Source organism: Floccifex sp. (assembly GCF_051873495.1).
In the GTDB taxonomy this organism is placed as follows: domain Bacteria; phylum Bacillota_I; class Bacilli_A; order Erysipelotrichales; family Erysipelotrichaceae; genus Floccifex.
In genome coordinates, this window is record NZ_JBJEEX010000127.1 from 1 (window position 1) to 23,959 (window position 23,959).

Consider the following 23,959-nt stretch of genomic DNA (forward strand, 5'->3'; position numbering starts at 1 on the left):
AGAGGATATAACTCTTTTCAAGTGACAAATCACTTAACTGTTATATCCTCTTTTAGCGTCTTACAGAGAAAATATTAAATTCAAATAGGTCGTATCGATGTCTTGAAATTGAATATTCAAATGGAATTCCATTATCTAAATAAGCAATTTGTTCAACTTCTAAAACAGGTTCAATATCCTTAAGGTTAAGATATTTATGATCCATGTCATTGCTTACATCCGCACGAGTTGTTTTCTGAGCACTTGCAATGCGATAGCCAAGAGTATTTTCAATATAGTCATAAACAGAATGATTTAAAACTTCTTCAGTAATACCTGGAATTAAAGTTGTGCTCATGTATGTTTCTTCTAATACATAGGGCTCATTATTGATTAAACGAAGACGAACAATTTTATAGATTGGATCATTTTCATTTATATTTAAAATGTTTGCTTTTTTCTTATCCGCAAATAAAAGTTTAAACTCGATTATTTTTGAAGTCGGATGTTTTTTGGAAGATCTTGTTAAACCAGATAACTCTCTTTCTTGAAGTTGAATTCTTTTATCTGATTGACCAGTCTGACTCATGACAAAAGAGCCTTGACCGCGTTTGCGATACAATAATCCTTCTTGAACTAGTAAATCTAAAGCTTTTTTCATAGTCATACGACTGCAATCAAATTCTTGGCATAACGAAATTTCGTTTGGTATTTGTTGATTAGCTGGATAATCATGATTGGTTATCCTTTTTTTTAATGTTTCGTATATTGATAAATATTTTGATCCCATAAGCATTTCCTTTGTTCTGTATTTGTCTATGTCTATATATTATATCTATTTGTCTAAAAATATCAAATATGTTTACAAAAAATATTTAAGAATATGTAAAAATAAGTAAATGCATATTTTATATTATTAAAAATATGTATAAATATATAAATATGTCTAGACAAAAAAATTAAGGTATACAATACAGACATAAGAAGAAAGGAGAAGAGAAATGGAAAAATTCGTAGAATTTCCAGAAAACTTTTTGTGGGGAGCTGCTTCAAGTGGACCTCAAACAGAAGGTAATTATGGAAAGGCACATGAAAATGTAATGGACCGATGGTTTCATACCAAACCAGAAGATTTCTTTGATCAAGTTGGACCTGATATTGCCAGTGATTTCTATCATACTTATCCAGAAGATTTCGCATTGATGAAAAAAATTGGCTTCAATTCATTTAGAACTTCAATTCAATGGTCACGATTAATTAAAGATTTCGAAACTGGCGAGGTTGATCCTGATGGTGCTAAGTTTTATCAATCTATTATTGATGAAGCGAAGAAAAACAATATTACTTTAATTTTAAACTTACATCACTTTGATTTACCTGCAGAATTATTAGATGAATATGGAGGATGGGAAAGTAAACATGTTGTTGATTTGTTTGTGAAATTCGCAAAAGCATGTTTCGAATTGTATGGAAACCAGATTGAATATTGGACTACATTTAATGAACCAATGGTAATTCCAGAAGCTGGTTATTTATATGGATTCCATTATCCAAACTACAAAGGAAAAGGAAAGGAAGCAATGCAAGTGATTTATAATATAAATCTTGCAAGTGCGAAAGTTATTTCTTTGTATCGTTCTATGAATTTAAAAGGAAAAATTGGAATTATCTTAAACTTAACTCCAGCATATCCTCGAAGCAATTCTCAAGAGGATTTAGATGCAAGTGAATTCACTGAAAATTTATTTAATCGATCATTCTTAGAACCAGCCATTAAAGGAGAGTTTCCTAAGAAGTTAGTTGAAGTTCTTGATAAAGATGGTGTTCTATGGGAGTCTTCACAAGCGGAATTGGATTTAATTAAAAAATCAACGGTTGATTATCTAGGAGTTAATTACTATCATCCAAAACGTGTTAAAGCACAAGATCATCCAGAACAATTTAAAGAACCATGGATGCCAGATCAATATTTTGAAGAATATGAAATGCCAAATTGTCGAATGAATAAATACCGTGGATGGGAAATTTATCCAAAAGCTATTTATGATATTGCGATGGATATTAAAAATAATTATGGAAACATTCCTTGGTATATATCAGAAAATGGTATGGGCGTTGAAGGTGAACAAAGATTTGCTCAAGTTGATGGTTTTATTGAAGATGATTATCGTATTGATTTCTACAAAGAACATCTTGCTTGGCTTCAAAAAGCAATTAAAGAAGGAAGTAATTGTTTTGGATATCATGCTTGGACAGCATTTGATTGCTGGTCTTGGAATAATGCTTATAAGAATCGATATGGATTCATTGCTGTTGATTTAAAAACACAACAAAGAAAAATTAAAAAATCAGGTTACTGGTATTTAGATTTAACTAAAAATAATGGTTTTGTCTATGATTTAGAACAGAAAGTGGAATAGGTAAATAATATGTCATTAGAAAATTCAAAATTTGTAGAAAAGTTTACAATGTTTGCGGCTAAGTTGGGAAATCAAATTCATCTTCGTTCTTTACGAGATGCATTTGCCACAATGATGCCATTATATATCTTAGCTGGTTTAGCTGTATTGTTAAATAATACTGTATTTACATGGATCTTTTCAGGAGATACATTAACAGCAGTTCAATATTGGGGTACTGTTATTACTAATGCAACATTGAATGTATCGGGATTGTTGATTGCTGGTGCTATCGGGTATTGCTTAGCTACTAACCGTGAATTTGAAAACCCTATGGCTGCGGCTTTAATTTCAATGGCTTGTTTAGTTGCTATGATGCCAAACACAGTAGAAGTTATTGCCAATGGAGCGAGTGAAGCAGTTAGTGTTTCTGGAGTATTACCATTTGCAAATTTAGGAACGGGTGCAATGTTTGCGGGTGTAATTATTGCTCTATTCGCAACAGAAATGTTTATTAAAGTATCTCATGTTAAAAAGCTTCAAGTAAACTTAGGTGATAATGTTCCTCCTGCAGTTGGAAAATCATTCAACGTATTGATTCCAGTTATCATTGTATTATCAACGTTTGCTCTTGTATCTGCATTGATCTTCAACTTAAGTGGAATGAACTTAATCACTATTATTACAACATTTATTCAAGAACCACTTCGTCATATTGGAACTGGTTTATGGGGATGTGTTATCCTTTATTCATTAGGAAACTTGTTATGGTTGTTTGGTATTCACCAATCTGTTATTTATAGTTCAATTCTAGAACCATTATTAATTATCAATATTACAGAAAATATCGCTGCCTTTAATGCAGGACAAGCCATTCCAAATATCATCAATGTTTCGCAAGTTACGACATTTGGATTAATTGGTGGATCAGGAAGTACGCTTTGTTTATTGATTGCAACTTTCTTGGTTGGTCGTAGTAAAATGACAAAGAACGTTGCTAAATTAGCTCTTGCGCCAGGTATCTTTAATATTAATGAACCAGTTATTTTTGGTTATCCAATTGTTTATAATATTTCAATGGCAATTCCATTTATCTTAGTTCCATCTTTAGGAATTATCATTAGTTACTTTGCAACAACACTTGGATTAATCAGCCCATGCGTTTCATTAGTCCCTTGGACAACACCAGCTTTATTAAGTGCCTTCTTAGCAACAGCAGGTGACTGGCGAGCAGTAATTTGTCAATTAGTTGTTATTATTTTGGGTGTATTGATTTATATTCCATTTGTAAGAATTAACGATAGAGTTATTGAAAAACAAGCAGAAATCGAACAAGAATAGGAGAATAAGAATATGAAAAAAATTTTATTAGTATGTAATGCTGGGATGTCTACTAGTATTTTAGTTAAGAAAATGCAACAAGAAGCTGAAAAACAAGGATTGGATGTGCAAGTCGAAGCCAAATCTTTAACAGAGGCAAAGAAGAATTTTGGAGATACAGATATTATCTTACTTGGGCCACAAATTCGTTATGAACTAAACAATGTTAAAAAGATGGCTGGATCCATTCCGGTAGAAGCTATCAACATGCAAGATTATGGAATGATGGATGGTAAAAAGGTTTTAGCTGGTGCTTTAAAAATCATAGGTGAATAATATGAATGAAGAATTTGAAATGATTTGCTTTCAGATTATCTCCAATAGTGGAATGGCAAAATCATGTTATGTAGATGCAATTCAGAAAGCAAAAGAAAAAGATTATGAAGGGGCATCTAAATTAATGGAAGATGCAGAAAATTATTTTGTAGATGCACATAAAGTCCACGCAGAATTGATTCAAAAAGAAGCTGGAGGACAAAAAACAGAATTCTCATTATTGTTACTTCATGCAGAAGATCAAATGGCTAGTGCAGAAATGGCTAAATTACTAGCAGAAGAAATGATTGAATTGTATAAAAAATTAGATGCATAAAATTAAAGGTCAGAATTTAGATTCTGGCCTTTTTTAAATAGAAGTCATAAAAAAACTCCTTTTCAGGAGTATTGATCAAATGGTGGACTCTTAGGGATTCGAACCCTAGACCCACTGATTAAGAGTCAGTTGCTCTGCCAACTGAGCTAAGAGTCCAATTGATTGCTTAAATATATTATCACATTGATTATGTATTTGCAATAAAAAAGTTATAAAAAAACTCTTTACAATAATAAACTAAAATGATAATATAATTAGGCAATGGAAAGCTAGAAGCACCACTTCTCACCTGATGTTTATTGAAACATGGGTAAATGCCAATTAGAGCAAGTTAGTTATGGGTGCGTTTAGCGTGCCCATTTTTTTTGAGAAGGTAGGTGTCGAATATCAATAACAGAAGAGTAGCCCCAAATAATGTGAATGAAGATTTATTCAATGAGAAAATTCCATTTAAAGAAATGGTTGTAATCAATTCAGATGGAAAACAAATGGGCGTTATGTCAAAAAAAGCTGCTTTAGAGTTAGCTTATAGTCAAAATTTAGATTTATTATGTGTTGCTGCCAAAGCAAAACCACCAGTTTGTAAGATCTTGGATTATGGAAAATATCATTTCCAACAACAAAAGAAAGAAAAAGAAGCTAAGAAAAAACAACACGTGGTTGAAATTAAATCACTTCGTTTATCGCCAATCATTGATACACATGATTTTGAAACAAAAGTTAAACATGCGAAAAATTGGATTCAATCGGGGATGAAAGTTAAGATTGATATGCGATTCCGTGGTCGTATGATGACTCGTCAAGAAGTTGGTCGAGAAATCATGAACAATTTTATTCAAGAATTGGCTGAAATTGCCGTTGTTGAAAAGAAACCTTCGTTAGAAGGAAATACGATGTCAACTGTGTTGGCACCAAAGAAAAAGTAATCAGGTAAGGAGGAAAAGACTATGCCTAAAATGAAAAGTCACAGAGGACTAGCTAAGCGTGTTAAAAAGACTGGTTCTGGAAAATTAAAAAGATCTCACGCTTATACATCACACCGTTTCCACGGAAAAACTAAAAAACAAAGACGTCATTTAGCTAAACCATCTACGGTACATGCTACTGACTACAAACGTATTAAAAATATGTTAGTTAAATAAGAAAAATAGGAGGAATAAGAAATGGCTAGAGTAAAAGGTGGAACAGTTTCTCGTGCTAGAAGAAAACGTGTTTTAAAATTAGCTAAGGGATACTTTGGTTCTAAACATACATTATACAAAACAGCAAATGAACAAGTAATGCATTCATTCAAGTATGCTTACAATGACCGTCGTAAATTAAAAGGAAATATGCGTAAATTATGGATTGCTCGTATCAACGCAGCAGCTCGTATGAACGGTTTATCATATTCTCGTTTAATGCACGGGTTAAAATTAGCTAATATCGATATCAACCGTAAAATGTTATCTGAAATGGCTATCCATGATGCAGCTAGCTTCACTAAATTATGTGACGAAGCTAAAGCTTGCTTAAATGCTTAATAAGGAATCGAAATGATTCCTTTTTTTTTATTAATTTGGTATAATTTAACAGTTAATTCAGGAGGAAAATATGAAATTAAAACAATATGCTCAATTAATCGTTGAATCTGGGTTAAATGTTCAAGAAAACCAAATTGTTGTCATACAAGCTCCTATTGAAGCCTATGAACTAGTAAGATATATCGGAGAGTTTGCTTTTGAAAGAGGAGCCGATGATGTAGTTGTCCGATATGAAGACGAAATATTAAATCATACACGTTATTTAAATAGAAGTATAGAACAATGGAATAAGTATCCAGAATATGATGCTTTGATGTATAATTCGACAGCTCGTCAAGGCGCTTGTTATTTATATTTAATTGGTGATGATCCAGAATGTATGAATGATATCGATGCTAATAAAATTGCGGCTTTTTCTAAAGCTAAAAACGAAGCTACAAAAGAATGTCGTGATGGTCGTTTCTTCATGAGAAATTCATGGTGCATTGCTGCTGTTGCAACAAAAAAATGGGCTGAAAAAGTCTATCCAGAATGTGATAATGCACTGGAAAAGTTATGGAATACGATTTTTGATGTATGTCGTGTTGATGCTGACGTTAATCAAAATTGGCAAAAACACAAACAGTCATTTATTCATAAAATGAATGTAATAAATAATTTACATATTGAATCTCTGCACTATAAAAATTCATTGGGAACTGATTTTACTATTAAGCTTCCAGATCATTATGTATTTATGGGCGGAGGCTCAACATTAATCAATGGAGTTTATTATTTTCCAAATATTCCAACTGAAGAACTATTTACATCACCCGATCGTTTAAGTGCGAACGGGAAGGTAGTCGCTTCTTTACCTCTTTGCTATAATGGAAGTATGATTGAAGATTTCTGGTTTACTTTTGAAAATGGAAAAGTCGTTGATTTTGGAGCATCAAAAGGAAAAGAAATTCTCGAAAGTATTTTATCTATTGATGAAAATGCACGTTATTTAGGTGAAGTTGCTCTTGTTCCATATGATTCACCAATTCAAAATACAAAGATAATTTTCTATGAAACGTTATTTGATGAAAATGCTGCTTGCCATTTGGCTTTAGGGTCTTCTTTTGCGGAATGCATTGAAGGAGGACTTGAAAAATCACAAAGTGAATTAATGGAATTGGGATTGAATGATTCTCTAACTCATGTTGACTTTATGATAGGTACAAGTGATTTAAGTATAATTGCCACTTGTAAAGATGGAAAAGAAGTTCCAATTTTTGAAAATGGAAACTATTCTTATTTATTTGAGGAGGATTAACAATGGCTGAGAAACGAGTTTTAAAACGTTCGAAAAAAGAAGTGAACGAAGCTTTAGAGGATATCGCTCCTTTTGAATCCCAACAAGACATTGAAACAAGTCAATCTGTTGATTCTTTTGTCATGGATACACCGGTAGTTCAACCACAAGAAGAACAAGCAAATATTGAATATGAAATAGATGAAGACATGACAGGAGATGTTTTCTATGAAAAGAAAAAGTTCTATATTACGGAATATGAAAAAGAAGAATCATATCTAGAAAAGAAATCTCGTGATGGTTATCATTTTATAAAAGCAAACGGAAATAAATATTATTTTAGACAAAGTGCTCCTAAAGATTATTACTATCAATTGATTTACTTTGTTGATGATCCGAGTCATGACCAATGGCAAGAATGGGAAAAAGAAGGATGGACTTTAATGGCTCAACGTCCTGGTAAGAAAAATCATGAAGCAGGATGGTTCCTTGTTCGCAATGAATTGGGATTTGGTGAATATAAAAAGACAATTGATAATGATTTAGAAAAATTTAATTTATTTAAACGACAAGCTAATTCATATCGTTCGACTATGTTTTTATATTTTGTTGTTATGGCCATTTGTGGGGTTACTATTTTCATGACCTTTAAAATCAATGGATTCTTAGAGGCTTTGATTGCGAGTGGTATTATTTTATTGATTTCTTTAATTTTATTCTTTGTTTATGCTTATCATTTAACTTTGTGTAAACGTGCTGTTAATAAATTAAAAACAAGATTAAGATTAAAGGAAAGAGATGATTTTATTCGTTCTCAAAATGAACCAGATTATTCGCAAACACAACAACAATTAGATACAGATTGGAATACGATGGAGCAGTCACTTTCCGATAAAAAAGTAAAGAAAAGAAGAAAAAAATAGCGGGACAATCCTGCTATTTTTTACTTTACACATATACTTTTTAGAGCTTCTTTGTTTGTCAAAATTCCAGTTACCCTTTAATTTTTTTTATAGATCTGTACAATGCTGATCTAAAATATATATAAATAGGAGGCATCACTATAATCCAAGGTAACTCGGATGTAGAACATTGATACGTTAATATAAGGGTAATAATCACAAAATCAACATAATAAAGAAATCCAAATTTAGAATCTGTATGATCTACACATTGAAATAATAAGATTCTAAAGCCAACATATATTAAAGAAATGAATACAATCCAAATAATTTTATATTTAAAACAGAGATACAAAAATAAAATCACAACAAGTAATATGTCTATATTATAGAAAAACTTAGATTTAGAATTCATTTGATGCTCCTTTCGATTGTAATAATTGTTTAATTCTATCTTTAAAATACATTAGAACGTAAAAAAAGCAATACTTAAACACACAAAAAAAGATAACTTAATCCTACTGTAATTTACGGAATATTTAAAATTGGATGAGGATGGTATGAACCTTTAAAATCCATGATGTTTTTAGATTGATGACCATTCTTATCTTTAAATACTACTAAAAAAGCTCTGATACACACTTTGCATATGTGTTTTTCAGAGCTTTTTAAATACGGGAAAACCACACTAAAGTTTGGTCACCTTGATTTGCTTATAAATGGCTATGATGTTTTGGAACCTCATGAATTTAAAGAACCTTTTTAGTGTTGTTGGTTATAATCTTCAATGTCTTCTTCAGTAATTGGCCAATAAATATCAAATGTATTTTGATATACATCTAAATTCGTACCACTATGAATTTTACCAGCAAATATTTTATCTTTATTATTTATGATTTGATCCATAGTGACTGGTTTTACTGGTGACATTAGTTGATATGAATTTGTTTCACCTATAAGCCAAACATCTTTATTTACATGTTCAACATTTGAAAATTTATGTAACATTGTACCAAATACGAGTTCTTCAGGATATTGGCACATCATAAAATTTGTTGTACAGTAAGCTTTATTATCAGCTAAGGCTGTCGCACTTTCATGTGTTAAAATAAACCATGGATATGTCAAATAGACAGTGTCTTCAATGTCACGTTTCTTAAATTTAGTGACAATATTCGATGTCATATTATTCATTCCACGAATTATTTTTGATTTTTGGAAATCATAGCTATTTGTAAAGAAGGCATATTGTTCAAGACGTTCTTGTAATTCTTTATTTTCATTTGAATTTGTAATTTCATAATAACAGTCTTTGTGGTTAAGTTCTTTTAAAAATGCATCCATTTGTTCTTTATGAATTAAAGGAAGCATACCATCTGTTAAAGTGATGAAATAATCGTATTGAAAATCATCTTGTTGTTCGTAATCCAATGCTTCTTCGATTTGGCATATAAAACCTCTAGGAGTTGATAAATCAGCAGGCAAGGCAGAATCTTGTTTAGTAGATACATGTAAACGTGGTTCATCTGCATAGGCTAAAAAGACTTCATCACGCAAATCAGCATCGTTAATCATGACATATGCATCGTCTCCTGCATCAAGAATTTTATCTAAGTTTTCTGTAATTTCCTCAAAGTTTTTTTCGGTATATAATACCAAATAAGCAATTCTCATTTTATTCACCTCATAGGATAAATTATAACATTTGTTTCAAAAAAGTTACATTAAATTATTTAAAATTGAATGTCCAACATGATTTTTAAGAGGTTTCAAACCAAAATTATCTAAAATTGTCATTCCAATTGTTCCAAAAGAATCCTGTATTGGAAGAGCATTTGATGCAACCATAGATTTTGAATATACCATTAATGGAACCATTTCTTTAGTATGATCCGTTCCTGTATGACATGGATCATTTCCGTGATCAGCTGTGATGATTAGTAAGTCATCATCACGAAGATCATTTAAAACTTGTCCCAATAAAACATCAAAAGACTCTAATTCTTTACCATAACCAATTGGATTACGTCTATGACCCCATTTAGCATCGAAATCAACTAAGTTCACAAAACAAAGACCAGTAAAATCTTTTTTCATAATTTCAAGGGTTTGTTCCATACCATGAACAGAAGAATTAGAATGTAAACTTTCGCTAATGCCATGTCCATTAAAAATATCGTTGATTTTACCAATACCAATAACATCAAAATCATTTTCTTTTAATACATCTAATGCGGTTTTTCCAATTGGACTTAAAGCATAGTCATGTCGATTGCTGGTACGAATGAATTTTCCATTTTCTTTTACATAAGGACGAGCAATAATACGACCTACTTTCCATTCTGGTTTCATTGTGATATCTCGTGCTATTTGACAACAACGATATAATTCATCTAATCCCATTGTTTGTTCATTTCCACAAATTTGTAGAACGGAATCAGCAGAAGTATAAACAATCATTTTCTTTGAATTTGAATTGATTTCTTCATCTGCAAGTTCTTCCAAAATTTGAGTACCACTACTTGCCTTATTTCCAATGACAATGTGACCTGTTTTGGTTTCAAGTTCATGTATTAATTCATCAGGGAAGTGCTCGAAAGTAATAAACGGCTCTGTTATGTGCAATCCCATCATTTCCCAATGACCAGTCATAGTGTCTTTTCCGACACTAAGCTCATTCATTTTTCCATAATATCCCATTGGATGTTCATCGATTTGGGCATGGACAGATTTTTGGATTTGTCCAAGACCAAGTTTCATTAAATTTGGAATCATAAATGGATTCATGTTCTGATCTATGTGGGCAAAAGTATTTGTTCCTTCATCTCCATATTCTTTTGCATTGTACATAGCTCCTACACCAAATGAATCAATAACAATTGTAAATATTCTTTTATATTTCATAGAGCTATTGTATCACAAATAAAAAAAGAGCGCTTACTATAAAGCACTCTTAATTCCTAATTCATCCATTGTCTGTTCCATGGCCTTAGCAGCATGTAAACAAGTATTAAGACATCCTGTTTCTTTTGAATGAAAATGAGGTTTAATTTCACTACAATTCGTAGCGTTTAATTCTTTTTTGAAATTAATAACGCATTTTTGAATAGCAGGACGGATTGTATCAATTTGTTCATGAGCTTTTGTTTCAATGATTTTTTTGGAAAGAGCAGCAACGCATCCAATAAGGGCTCCACACGTAGAACCAACAAACATACCTCCACCAAAACCAGAAACTAGTTTCATATCGTCTTCTTTAAGATTTAAGCCATAATATTCATTACATGCATGTAATAAAGTTTCTGAACAGTTATAGTTTTGTTCTGTGTAATATTTTCTAGTAACATCTTGTAAATTCATTATTTGCACCATCCATAATCTTTTAAAATTGCATCGACATCTTCTTCAAACGTTCCAAACACAATACCATATGATTGAATTTTTGTATTATCTAGGCGATAGTCTCGGAAACGATCCGTGTATCGATCATTGTTTGGTAAAATGATTTTATCAATTGTTTCTTGTGAACAATTCAATTTTTTGGCAATATATTTTGCTGATTCATAAGTTGAAAGAGAATTTGAACTTGCACAATGATAAACACCTGTTGGAAGTTTCATAATCTTATCAAATTGACTAGCAATATGTTTGGCATAGGTTAAACAACGTTTTTCATTGACTGTAAATTTAGTTGGACAACCTTTAATTAGTGCATCCATTACATTTTTTATTATGTTTGGACTAGCTTTTAAACCAGGTTGAGATAAACCCATTTGCCATGAATATCGTAAAATTAAATAGTCATCTAATTGTGATTGAATAAGTTGTTCACATTCAAGTTTATTTTGACCATATACAGTAACAGCTTTTAAAGGTTCATCTTCTTTAAATGGACCTCTATTTTCTTTTCCGTTAAATGATTGTTCAGTTCCACTAAAAATTAAACGAGCATTGTTTTGTTTACAAGCATCGATGATCTTTTGAGTTGATTCATCATTAATTTTATGAGCTAATTCAGGATTTTCTTCGCATAGGGCAGTCGTTGCGTTTGCAGCTGTATGAAAACAAACATCGAATTGTACTGTCTTTAAAAATGCTTCAACTTGATCTGGATTCGAAAAATCGGCATCTTTACGAGTCATTTTAATGTAATTGAATTCAGGATGCTCTTTCATAACAAAACTAGCTAAATAACCATTACTACCAGTAACTAAAATTGTTTTCATAGTGTTCCTTTCTTAGGGCGAGAATAAAGTAAATGGGATCCTTGTTTAATCGTGATTTGTTTGGCATTATATGGAACAAACATAGAATCATATTTAGGTAAAACAATTGTTTCATTTTCCCACATAATTATCGCATCATCTCCCATATTAGACAATAAAAAATAAGAGTCTTTTGTTTCGATGACGGTATCGGATTCAAGATATAATTCATCAACAATATAATAAGGTGTATCACCTAATTGATGTGTTTTATTATTAGCAGGCACAAAAGTAGGTTGTAAGTTAAAATCTGTAACATCAAATGATTCTTTTAAATGTAAAGGACGTCCATTTCCATTGGCATCTTTACGATTATAATCGTAGAAACGATATGTTGTATTGGAATTAGTACCAACTTCAATTGCCCAGATTCCTTTTCCTAAAGCATGAAGCATTCCCATTGGAATAATGACATAATCACCTTTTTTTACAGGAATATAATTTAGATATTGTTCAAGCGTTCCATTTTCAACAGCATTACGAATGACTTCTTTATCATTTGTTTTGGTACCAGCTACTAATGTTGCACCAGGAAGGGCATCGACTATATACCAACTTTCGTGTTTTCCATAGTCGTTACTTGTTTTAAGAGCATATTCATCATATGGATGACATTGAATGCTTAGCGCATCTTTGGCGTCTAAATACGCAACACGAAGCATTTCATGTAGAGTATATCCATGACCTAGAATGTTATCTGGGTCATTGTCGATTACTTGTTGAAGAGTCGTGTTTTCTAAATTTCGAATTTTATTTGTACAATAAGGATGTGCTGAGACTTCCCACCATGTTCCATAATTTTTATCATATCCACGTGCTTTAGAAATATGATTATCACCCCAAATTGTATAATCTGGAATTGGTTCTAAAAGCAAAGGTTTCATTGTTGATTCTCCTTTTCAAATTGTTCTAAAATCACAAGACTACTTGAAGTACCAATGCGACTAGCCCCAGCTTCAATCATTGCTTTACATGTAGCCCAGTCACGGATTCCTCCGGCAGCTTTTACTTTGACTTGTCCTTCTACTGTTTCAACCATTAATTTTACATCTTCAACAGTTGCACCACTTGTTCCAAATCCTGTAGATGTTTTAATGAAATCAGGACGTACTTCTTTGGCGATTAAGGCAACTTGACGAATTTCTTCTTTTGTTAAGTAGCAATTCTCAAATATTACTTTACTAATCACATTGTGTTCTTTACAAATACTAACAATGGCTTCCATTTCTTCTTTGATATAATTCCAATTACCCATTTTAGCTTGGCCAATATCAATGACATAGTCTATTTCATCTGCACCATTAGCAATGGCAATTTTGGTTTCCGCTATCTTACTTGCTAAACCTGCTTGTCCTAAAGGAAAGGAAATAGCTGCTCCGACATGAATGTCTGTATCTTTTAATTGTTCTTTACAAAACTTAGTCCATGTTGTATTGATAGCTACCATACATGCACCAATTTCTTTAGCTTCATCACATAATTTTTTTAAATCTGCATTTGTCGCATATGGTTTTAAATAAGTGTGATCAAAATATTTTGCAAGTTCTTTTTTATTCATATGTTTTAGCCTCCGTGGTTATTTTAAGACAAAAAAATAAAAAAAGCAAGAAAATGTTATAACATTTAAAAGAAACGAAAATTTGCTTTTTTATAAAAGTTTAGTATACTTTCAGTCATAGGAGGCATGTATGTCAAAAGTAAATTTAGCTATTCCTTCAATAGATGCAGAAATGATTATTCCTAAAAAAACAATTTTAAAAGAAATGAATCTTCCTGAAGGGTATCAATATGTTTCTTTTACAAACCAACATCAAGATAAAGTACAAAAATTACTTGATGAACTAAATGTAAATTTTAATATAGATCAAATTATGCAAGCACAAAGAACGATATTTAAAGAACATTGTGTACTAGTAGAATATCAACATGAACTTGTTGCTTGTGCAAGTCTTTGCCAAGATGAAGACGCGTGTTTGTATTTGGCTTTTGTGGCTGTTAAAGAAGCACATCAACATAAGGGAATTGGAAGGGCAATGGTTTCACGTATTTGTAAACAATTTGATCGTATGAAAACAAGATATCCTTTATGTGCGAAAGTGAATACGCAGGCCTTGGAAGAAATTAAATTATTGAATCGAATGGGGTTCACACCTTTTTTGGGAGAAACAAAAAATAAATCAGAACAAGAAGTTGAACAAGATTGGAATGTAATTACAGAATTGTTAAGGAAGTGATTTTATGATGGCAATTGGGATTATTGCGATATTAGAGGCTTTATATATTGCTTATTTAAAAAATAAACAATCGAATATTATAGAAAAATTAACGGAAACGATTAAAGATTTAGTTTCAGCGTTAAATCAAATTTTAGAAGATTATCAAATCAAAGATGTTGATAAATATTTAAAACATATTCGAAATGCAAAAATTGAAGTGAAATAGCTTCAATTTTTTTGTATATAAATAAAAAAACAAGCTTTCGCTTGTTCTGATCAAAATGGTGGGGACGGAGGGACTTGAACCCTCACGGTGTTACCACCAACGGATTTTAAGTCCGTTGCGTCTGCCTATTCCGCCACGACCCCAACTGACTTAATCATTATACATGATTATTTTAGAATTGCAAATATAAATTGAAAATAATTTAATAAAATAAAAAACAAGCTTTCGCTTGTTTCAATCAAAATGGTGGGGACGGAGGGACTTGAACCCTCACGGTGTTACCACCAACGGATTTTAAGTCCGTTGCGTCTGCCTATTCCGCCACGACCCCAACTGACTTTAATAGTATATACTAATTATTTTTTAAAAGCAAATAAAATTTTAATAAATTTTTTTTTAGTTTTGTTCTGTTTTCTGTATAATATAAGTAAATAAATAGGAGATTAAGTATGCCAAAAAGAGAAGACATAAACAAAATTTTAGTTATTGGTTCTGGACCTGTAATTATTGGACAGGCAGCAGAATTTGACTACTCAGGTACGCAAGCTTGTAAAGCACTAAAAAAATTGGGATATGAAATTGTTTTAGTGAATTCCAATCCTGCTACAATTATGACAGATCCAGATACTGCCGATGTGACTTATATTGAACCATTAAATGTAGATCGATTAACACAAATTATCGAAAAAGAAAGACCAGATGCTTTGCTTCCTAACTTAGGAGGACAATCTGCTTTGAACTTGTGTTCAGAATTAAGTCAAGCAGGTGTTTTAGAAAAGTATGATGTAGAAGTTCTTGGTGTTAAAGTTGATGCCATTGAAAAAGGTGAAGACCGTCTTGCGTTTAAACAATCTATGGATGCTTTAGGAATTGAAATGGCACGTTCAGAGATTGCGAATACCGTTGATCAAGCAGTTGAAATTGCTTCTAAACTTGGATATCCAGTCGTTATTCGTCCTGCTTATACAATGGGAGGAGCCGGAGGTGGCCTTGTTTATAACGTTGAAGAGCTTAAAACTGTTGTTGCCCGTGGTCTACAAGCAAGTTTAGTTCATGAATGTCTTATTGAAGAATCAATTCTTGGTTGGGAAGAATTAGAAGTTGAAGTAGTACGCGATGCGAAGAACAACATGATCACTATTTGTTTTATTGAAAACATTGATCCAATGGGTGTTCATACTGGAGATTCATTTTGCTCTGCTCCAATGTTGACTATTTCACAAGAAGTACAAGACCGCTTAAAAGATATGGCCTTCCGTATTGTTGAATCCATTAATGTCATTGGTGGTACAAACGTTCAATTTGCACATGATCCAAAAACAGATCGAATTTGTGTTATTGAAATCAATCCACGTACATCAAGATCATCTGCACTTGCTTCTAAAGCAACTGGATTCCCAATTGCACTTGTTTCAAGTATGTTAGCAGCTGGTTTAACTTTAGATGAAATTGAATGTGGTAAATATGGTACATTAGATAAATATGTACCTGATGGAGATTATGTAGTAATCAAATTTGCACGTTGGGCTTTTGAAAAGTTCAAAGGAGCCAAAGATGAATTAGGAACGCAAATGCGTGCGGTTGGTGAAGTAATGGCTATTGGAAAAACATATAAAGAAGCTTTCCAAAAAGCAATTCGTTCACTTGAAACTGGATGCTATGGTCTAGGACATTTTAAACAATATGATTCTTATACGAAAGAAGAATTATTAAATGAACTTCATGTACCTACTAGTCATCGCCAATTCGTTATGTATGAAGCATTACGTAAAGGTGCTACAGTTGAAGAATTACATAATTTAACTAAGATTAAGCCATATTTCATTGAACAAATGAAAGAATTAGTTGATGAAGAACAAGAACTTGTAAAATATGATCAACTTCCAGTTGATGTATTGCGTCACGCTAAACAAAATGGATTCTCGGATAAATACTTATCACAAATTTTAAATGTATCAGAAGACTCAATTCGTAAACAAAGAATTGAAAATGGAATTGTTCAAACTTGGCAACCAGTACACGTTTCAGGTACAAAAGATAATGCATACTACTATTCTACATATAATGCCGAAGACCATGATGTAGTGTCAGATAAACCTAAAGTTATGATTTTAGGTGGTGGTCCAAACCGTATTGGACAAGGAATTGAATTTGACTATTGTTGTGTACACGCAGCCTTGTCGTTAAAGAAATTAGGATTTGAAACAATTATTGTCAACTGTAACCCTGAAACAGTGTCTACTGACTATGACACATCAGACAAATTGTATTTTGAACCTTTAACACTTGAAGATGTATTGAGTATTCATGAAAAAGAAAAGCCATTAGGTGTTATAGCTCAATTCGGTGGTCAAACACCATTGAATTTAGCAAATGATCTAAAGAAAAATGGAGTAAATATTCTTGGTACAACACCAGAAACAATCGATATGGCCGAAGATCGTGATTTATTCAATGGTATGATGGAAAAATTAGGTATTCCAATGCCTGAATCAGGAATGGCTGTTAATGTTGAAGAAGCATTAGCAATTTCAAAACGAATTGGTTATCCATTGATGGTTCGTCCTTCATATGTACTTGGTGGAAGAGGAATGGAAGTTGTCTATGATGACAATGATTTAAAAGAATATATGGCAGCTGCTGTTGGAGTAACACCAGATCGTCCTATTTTAATTGACCGTTTCTTATCAAATGCATTGGAATGTGAAGCGGACGCGATTAGTGATGGAGAAAATGTGTTTGTACCAGCTGTTATGGAACACATTGAATTGGCTGGAATTCACTCTGGAGATTCAGCTTGTATGTTACCAAGCCAAAATATTCCTTTCCGTCATTTAGAAACAATTAAAGAATATACAAAGAAGATTGCTAAAGAAATGAATGTACGCGGATTAATGAACATGCAATATGCCATTGCTGATGACAAAGTGTATGTTCTTGAAGCAAATCCAAGAGCAAGTCGTACTGTACCACTAGTTTCAAAGGTATGTAATGTTAACATGGTTAGATTAGCTACAGAAATTGTAACTTGCCCATTAACTGGAAATGAATCACCGGTACCATCATTAAAAGAAAAAGTAATTCCTCATGTTGGAGTTAAAGAAGCTGTATTCCCATTTAATATGTTCCCAGAAGTCGATCCTGTTTTAGGTCCTGAAATGCGTTCAACAGGAGAAGTATTAGGATTAGGTCATTCTTTTGGAGAAGCTTATTTCAAAGCTATTGAAGGAACACAAACACAACTTCCAACAAAAGGAAAAGTCTTGATTTCAATTAATGATCGTGACAAAGATGAATTAATTCCTTTAGCACAAGGATATTACGATGCTGGTTTCGAATTAGTGGCAACAGGCAATACTTGTAAAATGATCCGTGAACATAATATTCCAGTTCAATTTGTTAATAAGATGTCAGAAGGACGTCCTAATGTTGAAGACTTAATCACAAATGGTGAAATTAGTTTAGTAATTAATACACCAGGTGGAAAACAAAGTGTTCATGATGATAGTTATATTCGTAAATCGGCTATTAAGATGCATATTCCATATGTAACAAATATGGCAGCAGCTAAAGCAAGTTTACAAGGAATTCGTGAAATTAAGATTCATGGTCGTCATGATGTAATGTCTTTACAGGAATATCATAAACATATTAAATAGTTTTTAAAAATGCTCTTATTTTGGTAAGAGCATTTTTAATTGACATGTATTATGTCAATTAAAAATGTATCCTAATCTTGTAAAAAGAAAAGGAGGAAATACATTTAAAAAAATGTATTTAAGATAATATGACTCGTTGTGGAAAATGTATAAAAATGCTTATTTTATTAAGTAAAAATGGAAAAATGACATCTATTGAATTGGCAAAAGAATTGGATACCAATGTTCGTAATATTAGAGAATATAGAAAAGAATTAGAAGCTGCTGGTTTTCAATTTCAATCTGTTACAGGAATTAATGGAGGAATTGAATTAGAAAATTGTAAAGTTGAAATTATTTCAAACTAAAAAAATATGACAGAAGATGTAATTTGTTGTACACTTTTCTGTAGAAAGAAGGATGTTATATGATTTCACAACAAATGATTGCTTTAAGAAATGAAATGAAAAAAGAAGACGTTCAAGCTTTTATTATTCCAACAAGTGATTTCCATGATACGGAAACCGTTGCGGATTATTTTGCAGCACGTAAGTATTTTTCAGGATTTACAGGAAGTGCAGGTGTACTTGTTGTATTAGAAGAAAAAGCTGCTTTATGGACAGATGGACGTTATTTTATTCAAGCTGAAAATGAATTAAAAGATTCTGGTATTGATTTAATGAAACAAGGTCAAGAAGGTGTTCCTTCTATTGAAGAATATATTGTTTCTAATCTTACAAAAGGACAAAACGTTGGTTTTGATGGAAGAACAATTAGCTATAATGACGCTTTAAAATATCAAAGTGCTTTTGAATATGCAGGATTAAACTTAAAAGTGAATCTTGATTTAGTTAGTCAAGTATGGACAAACCGTCCTGAAATGCCTCATGCCAAGACTTTCTATTATGATGAAAAATATTCTGGCCGTACAATTAGCCAAAAACTTGATATGGTACGAAAAGAAATGGAAAAAGAACACGCTCATACGTATGTCATTACTAAGATTGATGAAGTAGCATGGCTATATAATATTCGTGCTTGTGATATTGAAAATGTACCTTTACCAATGTCTTATGCGATGGTAACAATGGATAATGCTTATTTATACATTAATCAAAGTCGATTTGATGAAGTGAGTCGACAAAAATGTGAAGAAGCTAATGTGACAGTATGTGATTACAATCAAATTTATGAAGATGTATTAAAAATGAATGGACCTGTTTTATTGGATCCAACTAGCTGTAACTCACGAATCGCAATGTCTTTAACACAAACAAAAGTTCTTAAAATGAGTCCAATCATTTTATTAAAGGCAATTAAAAATGAAGTAGAACTTGAAAATACGAAATGGGCACACATTAAAGATGGCGTAGCAATGACTAAGTTTATGTACTGGTTAAAGAAAAACGTAGGTAAAATGGAAATTGATGAAGTCAGTGCTTCTAAGAAATTGACATCACTTCGTGCCGAACAAGAAAACTATATTGAAGACTCTTTTGCGACAATTCCTGCTTATAAAGAAAATGCTGCTATGATGCATTATCATGCTAAAGAAGGATCTTGTGCCAAATTAACAAACGAAGGTTTATTCTTAGTTGATAGTGGTGGACACTATTATGAAGGAACAACTGATATTACACGTACTTTTGTTCTTGGTGAAGCTACAGAAGAAGAAAAATATTGGTTCACAAAAGCAATGCGCTCTCATATTCGTTTAGCCAAAGCTAATTTCTTGTATGGATGTCATGGATATAATCTAGATATTTTATCTCGTGGACCATTATGGGACTGCGATATGGATTATCAATGTGGAACAGGACATGGAGTAGGGCATTTATCAAATGTTCATGAAAGTCCTAATGGATTTAGATGGCGTATTGTACCTGAAAGAAATGATGCTTGTGTATTAGAAGAAGGAATGCTTCAAAGTAATGAACCAGGTGTTTATATTGAAGGAAAATTAGGAGTAAGACATGAAAATGAATATGTTGTTGTAAAAGGAAATAAAAACTTTTATGGTCAATTTATGCATTTTGAATGTTTGACTTGGGTACCATTTGATCGTGATGGAATCGATGCTTCTTTAATGACAGCAGATGAAATTGAATGGTTTAACTGGTATCAACAAGAATGTTATAATAAAGTTTCATTTGGTTTAAATGAAGAAGAAAAAGCTTGGTTAAAAGAAATTTGTAAACCACTTTAATATGAAAGAAAGAATGATTCAAGTAACATGTCCACATTGTGGACATGTTTTTGAGATAAAACGTGATACATTTGTTATTGCTAGAATGAATTCAGTGATTGATCAAAGATTGGAAGATGGAACATATTTTACCCATGTTTGTCAAAAATGTTTTAATCCATTTTATTTACTGCATCCATTTATGTACCGGGATCCAATTAAAAAATATATAATCATTTTATCAAATCAAAAAGAATTCACTAATTTACCACCCAATGAAAAAGTAATACGCACCCGAAATGCTAAGCAATTTTTATTGGCATACAAAGTATATTCACGTCAGTTAAATCTAAAATTTGTTCTTGCAAAACTTAATCAAATGAAAAATAAATATCAATGCAATGTAGAATTTATGGACTATGATGATGATAATCATTGCCTTTGGTTTAAAATTAGAGATGAACAAGTTGCTTTAATTTTAAAAGAATATGAAATTGAAAATGTATATGATAATATAGATACGAGGTGAAAGCATGAAAATATTAGTAACAGGTGGAGCTGGTTATATTGGTTCTCATACTTGTGTGGAATTATTAAATAATGGATATGAAGTTATTGTTGTAGATAACTTATATAATTCAAGTATAAAAGCAATCGAAAGAGTTGAACAAATCACAAATAAAAAAATCACATTCTATGAAAATGATATTTTAGATTTTGATGCTTTAGATCAAATCTTTGATAAAGAACAAATTGATGCGGTGATTCACTTTGCAGGTTTAAAAGCTGTAGGAGAAAGTGTATCGAAACCACTAGAATATTATGAAAATAATATTTCGGGTACTCTATCATTAGTCAAAGCTATGAAAAAACATGATGTTAAGAATATAATTTTTTCAAGTAGTGCAACTGTATATGGAAATCCGGCACAGATTCCTATAACGGAACAATGTCCTAAAGGACAGTGCACAAATCCATATGGATGGACGAAGTGGATGTTAGAACAAATTCTAAGTGATTTACACGTTGCAGATCCGGAATGGAATGTAATTTTACTTCGTTATTTTAATCCAATTGGAGCACATGAAAGTGGTCTAATTGGTGAAGATCCTAAAGGAATACCAAATAACTTGATTCCATATGTTAGTCAAGTTGCGATTGGAAAATTAGAATGTGTGGGTGTGTTTGGAAATGACTATGATACACCAGATGGAACTGGAGTAAGAGACTATATTCATGTCGTAGATTTAGCTAGAGGTCACGTAAAAGCTTTAGAAAAAATTAAAGAACATGCAGGGTGTAAAATATATAATCTTGGAACAGGTAATGGATATAGTGTACTAGATGTTATTCATGCTTTTGAAAAAGTATGTAATAAAAAAATACCATATCAAATAAAACCAAGACGACCAGGAGATATTGCAACGTGTTATTCAAAATGTGATAAAGCTAAAGAAGAACTTGGATGGCAAGCTGAATATGATTTAAATGATATGGTTAGTAGTAGCTGGAAATGGCAAACAATGAATCCAAATGGATATGAAGGAAAATAAGAATATGAAAAAGTTTATTGAAGAATTTAAGAAGTTCGCATTTCGTGGAAATATTGTCGATATGTCAATTGGGGTTTTGATTGGGGGAGCCTTTTCAGGATTAGTTGCCTCATTCACAACCGATATTATTAATCCTATTTTAGCTATTTTAGGAAACCCAGCTAATGGTCTAGGATGGGTTATTCCTTTACCAGGAGCATCAGAAGGAATTTTAATTGGTGATTTTATTGGAGCGGTTATCAACTTCATTATCATGGCTTTTGTGATTTTCACAATCATGAAGGTATTAAACAAAATCGCAACAATGGGACAAAAAGAAGAAGAGACAGTAGAACAAGCACCTGTTAAGGATCCTCAAATTGAATTATTAGAAGAAATTAGAGATTTATTAAAAGAAAATAAATAATGAAAAACTAGATGAATTGACTTGATTCATCTAGTTTTTTTTATGAATTAATAGATTTAATTTAACCAATATCATTAATGTAATTCACTTGTTTTTTAAAACTGTGTTATAAAAATTATATATTAAGCTTGCTATAAATAACTATTTAGAAAAGAGGTGGGAAACTATAATTTATGTCAGTTTAAGAAAAGCATTAAGTCTATTATTTATTTGTTTTGTTGCATTTCCTATCATGCCTATCTCAGCTCAAGATAAGGAAGTTTTATCTAATGATGAGGCAAATGAAATCGCGTAGAGTATGTTTGATGATTTAGATGATGAAGATAAGGTTCTAGAAATGGAAAACGGTTGATACTTATTTGGGGAAGCTTATATAGCTCCTTCAGATGATGTGAATGTTGTTTTGGAATCGTTAAACAGTGAAACTGATGAAAACGCAATCTCAGTTAAAGAAGTCAAAGAAAAAGTTGTAGTAGATTTGTTATCGGAAAAATCTGAATTAATCGAACCAAGAGGAACAACTTTACCATCAGAAACAATAGTCTTGGGACCTGGTGCAGAATATACATCAAGTAAATTTAGTGGTTCAGGTTGGAGATTATCAGGATATATGTTCTCTCCTCGTCCAGATACGGGATATTATTTATTATGGACAACATATGTTGATGATAGAAGAGTTGGAAGTATAGATCAAGCTTATAGTACTTTGCATGGCACAATTCAAGGAGATCCAATTTATAATGGTGTATCCAAATATATTAATAAAGCCACTCTAGCTCATGTTTACTATACTTATAATCCAATTGCCGGAACTTATTATAAAGTTCAAAATATTTAATGTGAAAGGAAGATAAACTATGAAAAAAGTTAAATTATTAAGTGTATTCGCATTGTTTGTATGTGTTTGTGCAATGGTTCCAACTATTGTCAATGCATCAGAAAAAGATTCTACAGCTGGTGTTAGTGATTGCTTTAGTACAATGAATAAAGATATGAAAGTAATTGAAATGCCTGATGGTGGATACTTACAAGGAGAAGCGACACTAATTAAAGAAGATGGAACACGTGTAGAATATAATAGTGAAACAGATGAGAATGCGATTAGCGTTGAACAAGCACGTGAAGAATTCAACAAGTAGATAGAACAAAGGCATGGTCTTTCCTCCATGCCTTTTTAAATAGGTAATTTACGATATACAGTTATGTACATCGTTATAAAACAAGCAAGACCACCGATTAGATTAGAAATCGGTTCTGCCCAAAATACACCGTTTATACCCATCACTTTTGGTAAAAGAATAGTTAAAGGAATAACGATGATTGCTTTTCGTAATAAAGAAAAGAAAATGGCTCGTTTGGCACATCCTAAAGCTTGAAAGGTACTTTGTCCACAGAATTGGAAGGCCATGAAACAAAAAC

Annotated in this window: 26 protein-coding genes, 3 tRNA genes and 1 pseudogene; 19 read left to right on the forward strand and 11 right to left on the reverse strand. The window is 31.9% G+C overall.

What is annotated here, in order from left to right:
• Window positions 1–52: 52 nt before the first annotated feature.
• Window positions 53–769 carry a GntR family transcriptional regulator gene (locus tag ACI313_RS08315; RefSeq protein WP_320608718.1) on the reverse strand — a complete coding sequence of 239 codons (717 nt, stop codon included), beginning with the start codon at window positions 767–769 and terminating at the stop codon, window positions 53–55.
• 211 nt (window positions 770–980) lie between these two features.
• Between ACI313_RS08315 and ACI313_RS08320 the strand changes: the two genes are divergently transcribed.
• From ACI313_RS08320 to ACI313_RS08335, 4 genes are read left to right on the forward strand one after another with little or no spacing between them, the layout of a single operon-like run.
• Complete coding sequence (locus tag ACI313_RS08320; protein ID WP_439755759.1) at window positions 981–2,399, forward strand: glycoside hydrolase family 1 protein; 1,419 nt, start codon at window positions 981–983, stop codon at window positions 2,397–2,399.
• Between the two features lie 9 nt (window positions 2,400–2,408).
• Window positions 2,409–3,719 (forward strand): PTS sugar transporter subunit IIC, encoded by a 1,311-nt coding sequence (locus ACI313_RS08325; RefSeq protein WP_439755760.1) that lies wholly within the window; start codon window positions 2,409–2,411, stop codon window positions 3,717–3,719.
• Window positions 3,720–3,731: 12 nt separating this feature from the next.
• Window positions 3,732–4,034, forward strand: a complete 303-nt coding sequence (locus ACI313_RS08330; RefSeq protein ID WP_320607737.1) for a PTS sugar transporter subunit IIB — start codon at window positions 3,732–3,734, stop codon at window positions 4,032–4,034.
• Between the two features lies 1 nt (window position 4,035).
• Window positions 4,036–4,350 carry a PTS lactose/cellobiose transporter subunit IIA gene (locus ACI313_RS08335; protein WP_320607736.1) on the forward strand — a complete coding sequence of 105 codons (315 nt, stop codon included), beginning with the start codon at window positions 4,036–4,038 and terminating at the stop codon, window positions 4,348–4,350.
• A gap of 80 nt (window positions 4,351–4,430) precedes the next feature.
• On the opposite strand, the gene ACI313_RS08340 is transcribed toward ACI313_RS08335, so the two are convergent.
• Window positions 4,431–4,506 (reverse strand) — tRNA-Lys (locus tag ACI313_RS08340).
• Between the two features lie 221 nt (window positions 4,507–4,727).
• On the opposite strand from ACI313_RS08340, the gene infC reads away from it, so the two are divergent.
• The 5 genes from infC to ACI313_RS08365 all read left to right on the forward strand — a co-directional run bounded on the left by infC (window position 4,728) and on the right by ACI313_RS08365 (window position 8,072).
• Window positions 4,728–5,276 (forward strand): translation initiation factor IF-3, encoded by a 549-nt coding sequence (gene infC / locus ACI313_RS08345; RefSeq protein ID WP_320607735.1) that lies wholly within the window; start codon window positions 4,728–4,730, stop codon window positions 5,274–5,276.
• A gap of 21 nt (window positions 5,277–5,297) precedes the next feature.
• The gene (gene rpmI, locus ACI313_RS08350) at window positions 5,298–5,492 is read left to right on the forward strand and encodes a 50S ribosomal protein L35 (RefSeq protein WP_320607734.1); all 195 of its coding nucleotides are present in this window, start codon (window positions 5,298–5,300) and stop codon (window positions 5,490–5,492) included.
• 21 nt (window positions 5,493–5,513) lie between these two features.
• On the forward strand, window positions 5,514–5,873 hold the full coding sequence (gene rplT / locus ACI313_RS08355) for a 50S ribosomal protein L20 (RefSeq protein ID WP_320607733.1): 360 nt from the start codon (window positions 5,514–5,516) through the stop codon (window positions 5,871–5,873).
• Window positions 5,874–5,943: 70 nt separating this feature from the next.
• Window positions 5,944–7,170: an aminopeptidase gene (locus ACI313_RS08360; RefSeq protein ID WP_439755761.1), complete on the forward strand. Its 1,227-nt coding sequence runs from the start codon at window positions 5,944–5,946 to the stop codon at window positions 7,168–7,170.
• 2 nt (window positions 7,171–7,172) lie between these two features.
• Window positions 7,173–8,072 carry a DUF2812 domain-containing protein gene (locus ACI313_RS08365; protein ID WP_320607731.1) on the forward strand — a complete coding sequence of 300 codons (900 nt, stop codon included), beginning with the start codon at window positions 7,173–7,175 and terminating at the stop codon, window positions 8,070–8,072.
• Window positions 8,073–8,813: 741 nt separating this feature from the next.
• On the opposite strand, the gene ACI313_RS08370 is transcribed toward ACI313_RS08365, so the two are convergent.
• Genes ACI313_RS08370 through deoC form a run of 6 tightly spaced genes read right to left on the reverse strand, consistent with a single transcriptional unit; the run spans window position 8,814 to window position 13,874 of the window.
• A complete protein-coding gene (locus tag ACI313_RS08370) occupies window positions 8,814–9,725 on the reverse strand; it encodes a hypothetical protein (protein ID WP_439755762.1) in 912 nt (303 codons plus the stop codon).
• Between the two features lie 45 nt (window positions 9,726–9,770).
• Window positions 9,771–10,955, reverse strand: coding sequence for a phosphopentomutase (locus ACI313_RS08375; RefSeq protein WP_439755763.1), 1,185 nt, complete (start codon window positions 10,953–10,955; stop codon window positions 9,771–9,773).
• Between the two features lie 36 nt (window positions 10,956–10,991).
• Entirely contained in the window at window positions 10,992–11,411 is a 420-nt protein-coding gene (locus ACI313_RS08380) for a C-GCAxxG-C-C family protein (RefSeq protein WP_320608040.1), read from the reverse strand.
• On the reverse strand, window positions 11,411–12,277 hold the full coding sequence (locus ACI313_RS08385) for an SDR family oxidoreductase (protein ID WP_439755764.1): 867 nt from the start codon (window positions 12,275–12,277) through the stop codon (window positions 11,411–11,413). The genes ACI313_RS08380 and ACI313_RS08385 overlap by 1 nt, the downstream gene beginning before the upstream one ends.
• Window positions 12,274–13,200 (reverse strand): class I mannose-6-phosphate isomerase, encoded by a 927-nt coding sequence (locus tag ACI313_RS08390; RefSeq protein ID WP_320608042.1) that lies wholly within the window; start codon window positions 13,198–13,200, stop codon window positions 12,274–12,276. Before ACI313_RS08390 ends, ACI313_RS08385 begins: the two co-directional genes overlap by 4 nt.
• Complete coding sequence (gene deoC, locus ACI313_RS08395; RefSeq protein ID WP_320608043.1) at window positions 13,197–13,874, reverse strand: deoxyribose-phosphate aldolase; 678 nt, start codon at window positions 13,872–13,874, stop codon at window positions 13,197–13,199. Before deoC ends, ACI313_RS08390 begins: the two co-directional genes overlap by 4 nt.
• 130 nt (window positions 13,875–14,004) lie before the next feature.
• On the opposite strand from deoC, the gene ACI313_RS08400 reads away from it, so the two are divergent.
• Together ACI313_RS08400 and ACI313_RS08405 are read left to right on the forward strand one after the other, a co-directional pair.
• On the forward strand, window positions 14,005–14,550 hold the full coding sequence (locus tag ACI313_RS08400) for a GNAT family N-acetyltransferase (RefSeq protein ID WP_439755765.1): 546 nt from the start codon (window positions 14,005–14,007) through the stop codon (window positions 14,548–14,550).
• 4 nt (window positions 14,551–14,554) lie between these two features.
• Window positions 14,555–14,758 (forward strand): hypothetical protein, encoded by a 204-nt coding sequence (locus ACI313_RS08405; protein ID WP_320608045.1) that lies wholly within the window; start codon window positions 14,555–14,557, stop codon window positions 14,756–14,758.
• A gap of 56 nt (window positions 14,759–14,814) precedes the next feature.
• Here the strand turns inward: ACI313_RS08405 and ACI313_RS08410 are convergent.
• Both ACI313_RS08410 and ACI313_RS08415 read right to left on the reverse strand, forming a co-directional pair.
• Window positions 14,815–14,901: transfer RNA gene (locus ACI313_RS08410), tRNA-Leu, on the reverse strand.
• Window positions 14,902–15,002: 101 nt separating this feature from the next.
• Window positions 15,003–15,089: transfer RNA gene (locus ACI313_RS08415), tRNA-Leu, on the reverse strand.
• Between the two features lie 118 nt (window positions 15,090–15,207).
• On the opposite strand from ACI313_RS08415, the gene carB reads away from it, so the two are divergent.
• The 8 genes from carB to ACI313_RS08455 all read left to right on the forward strand — a co-directional run bounded on the left by carB (window position 15,208) and on the right by ACI313_RS08455 (window position 23,679).
• Window positions 15,208–18,417 (forward strand): carbamoyl-phosphate synthase large subunit, encoded by a 3,210-nt coding sequence (gene carB, locus ACI313_RS08420; protein ID WP_439755766.1) that lies wholly within the window; start codon window positions 15,208–15,210, stop codon window positions 18,415–18,417.
• Window positions 18,418–18,572: 155 nt separating this feature from the next.
• Window positions 18,573–18,764: a winged helix-turn-helix transcriptional regulator gene (locus ACI313_RS08425; protein WP_320608047.1), complete on the forward strand. Its 192-nt coding sequence runs from the start codon at window positions 18,573–18,575 to the stop codon at window positions 18,762–18,764.
• Window positions 18,765–18,823: 59 nt separating this feature from the next.
• Entirely contained in the window at window positions 18,824–20,602 is a 1,779-nt protein-coding gene (locus ACI313_RS08430) for an aminopeptidase P family protein (protein WP_320608048.1), read from the forward strand.
• Window position 20,603: 1 nt separating this feature from the next.
• A complete protein-coding gene (locus ACI313_RS08435; protein ID WP_320608049.1) occupies window positions 20,604–21,110 on the forward strand; it encodes a CpXC domain-containing protein in 507 nt (168 codons plus the stop codon).
• Window positions 21,111–21,114: 4 nt separating this feature from the next.
• The gene (gene galE / locus ACI313_RS08440) at window positions 21,115–22,134 is read left to right on the forward strand and encodes a UDP-glucose 4-epimerase GalE (RefSeq protein WP_439755767.1); all 1,020 of its coding nucleotides are present in this window, start codon (window positions 21,115–21,117) and stop codon (window positions 22,132–22,134) included.
• Between the two features lie 4 nt (window positions 22,135–22,138).
• The gene (mscL, locus tag ACI313_RS08445; RefSeq protein WP_320608051.1) at window positions 22,139–22,540 is read left to right on the forward strand and encodes a large conductance mechanosensitive channel protein MscL; all 402 of its coding nucleotides are present in this window, start codon (window positions 22,139–22,141) and stop codon (window positions 22,538–22,540) included.
• 403 nt (window positions 22,541–22,943) lie between these two features.
• Window positions 22,944–23,378 (forward strand): hypothetical protein, encoded by a 435-nt coding sequence (locus ACI313_RS08450; RefSeq protein ID WP_439755768.1) that lies wholly within the window; start codon window positions 22,944–22,946, stop codon window positions 23,376–23,378.
• A 19-nt stretch (window positions 23,379–23,397) separates the two neighbouring features.
• Window positions 23,398–23,679 carry a hypothetical protein gene (locus tag ACI313_RS08455; RefSeq protein ID WP_320607629.1) on the forward strand — a complete coding sequence of 94 codons (282 nt, stop codon included), beginning with the start codon at window positions 23,398–23,400 and terminating at the stop codon, window positions 23,677–23,679.
• Between the two features lie 35 nt (window positions 23,680–23,714).
• Here the strand turns inward: ACI313_RS08455 and ACI313_RS08460 are convergent.
• Window positions 23,715–23,959, reverse strand: a pseudogene (locus ACI313_RS08460) (MATE family efflux transporter); the annotation flags it as partial.

Bases quoted from the DNA above. Each gene is read 5' to 3' on its own strand.
- ACI313_RS08315 (WP_320608718.1), bottom strand. From the start codon at position 769: ATGGGATCAAAATATTTATCAATATACGAAACATTAAAAAAAAGGATA.
- ACI313_RS08320 (WP_439755759.1), top strand. From the start codon at position 981: ATGGAAAAATTCGTAGAATTTCCAGAAAACTTTTTGTGGGGAGCTGCT.
- ACI313_RS08325 (WP_439755760.1), top strand. From the start codon at position 2,409: ATGTCATTAGAAAATTCAAAATTTGTAGAAAAGTTTACAATGTTTGCG.
- ACI313_RS08330 (WP_320607737.1), top strand. From the start codon at position 3,732: ATGAAAAAAATTTTATTAGTATGTAATGCTGGGATGTCTACTAGTATT.
- ACI313_RS08335 (WP_320607736.1), top strand. From the start codon at position 4,036: ATGAATGAAGAATTTGAAATGATTTGCTTTCAGATTATCTCCAATAGT.
- rpmI (WP_320607734.1), top strand. From the start codon at position 5,298: ATGCCTAAAATGAAAAGTCACAGAGGACTAGCTAAGCGTGTTAAAAAG.
- rplT (WP_320607733.1), top strand. From the start codon at position 5,514: ATGGCTAGAGTAAAAGGTGGAACAGTTTCTCGTGCTAGAAGAAAACGT.
- ACI313_RS08360 (WP_439755761.1), top strand. From the start codon at position 5,944: ATGAAATTAAAACAATATGCTCAATTAATCGTTGAATCTGGGTTAAAT.
- ACI313_RS08365 (WP_320607731.1), top strand. From the start codon at position 7,173: ATGGCTGAGAAACGAGTTTTAAAACGTTCGAAAAAAGAAGTGAACGAA.
- ACI313_RS08370 (WP_439755762.1), bottom strand. From the start codon at position 9,725: ATGAGAATTGCTTATTTGGTATTATATACCGAAAAAAACTTTGAGGAA.
- ACI313_RS08375 (WP_439755763.1), bottom strand. From the start codon at position 10,955: ATGAAATATAAAAGAATATTTACAATTGTTATTGATTCATTTGGTGTA.
- ACI313_RS08380 (WP_320608040.1), bottom strand. From the start codon at position 11,411: ATGAATTTACAAGATGTTACTAGAAAATATTACACAGAACAAAACTAT.
- ACI313_RS08385 (WP_439755764.1), bottom strand. From the start codon at position 12,277: ATGAAAACAATTTTAGTTACTGGTAGTAATGGTTATTTAGCTAGTTTT.
- ACI313_RS08390 (WP_320608042.1), bottom strand. From the start codon at position 13,200: ATGAAACCTTTGCTTTTAGAACCAATTCCAGATTATACAATTTGGGGT.
- deoC (WP_320608043.1), bottom strand. From the start codon at position 13,874: ATGAATAAAAAAGAACTTGCAAAATATTTTGATCACACTTATTTAAAA.
- ACI313_RS08400 (WP_439755765.1), top strand. From the start codon at position 14,005: ATGTCAAAAGTAAATTTAGCTATTCCTTCAATAGATGCAGAAATGATT.
- ACI313_RS08405 (WP_320608045.1), top strand. From the start codon at position 14,555: ATGATGGCAATTGGGATTATTGCGATATTAGAGGCTTTATATATTGCT.
- carB (WP_439755766.1), top strand. From the start codon at position 15,208: ATGCCAAAAAGAGAAGACATAAACAAAATTTTAGTTATTGGTTCTGGA.
- ACI313_RS08425 (WP_320608047.1), top strand. From the start codon at position 18,573: ATGCTTATTTTATTAAGTAAAAATGGAAAAATGACATCTATTGAATTG.
- ACI313_RS08430 (WP_320608048.1), top strand. From the start codon at position 18,824: ATGATTTCACAACAAATGATTGCTTTAAGAAATGAAATGAAAAAAGAA.
- ACI313_RS08435 (WP_320608049.1), top strand. From the start codon at position 20,604: ATGAAAGAAAGAATGATTCAAGTAACATGTCCACATTGTGGACATGTT.
- galE (WP_439755767.1), top strand. From the start codon at position 21,115: ATGAAAATATTAGTAACAGGTGGAGCTGGTTATATTGGTTCTCATACT.
- mscL (WP_320608051.1), top strand. From the start codon at position 22,139: ATGAAAAAGTTTATTGAAGAATTTAAGAAGTTCGCATTTCGTGGAAAT.
- ACI313_RS08455 (WP_320607629.1), top strand. From the start codon at position 23,398: ATGAAAAAAGTTAAATTATTAAGTGTATTCGCATTGTTTGTATGTGTT.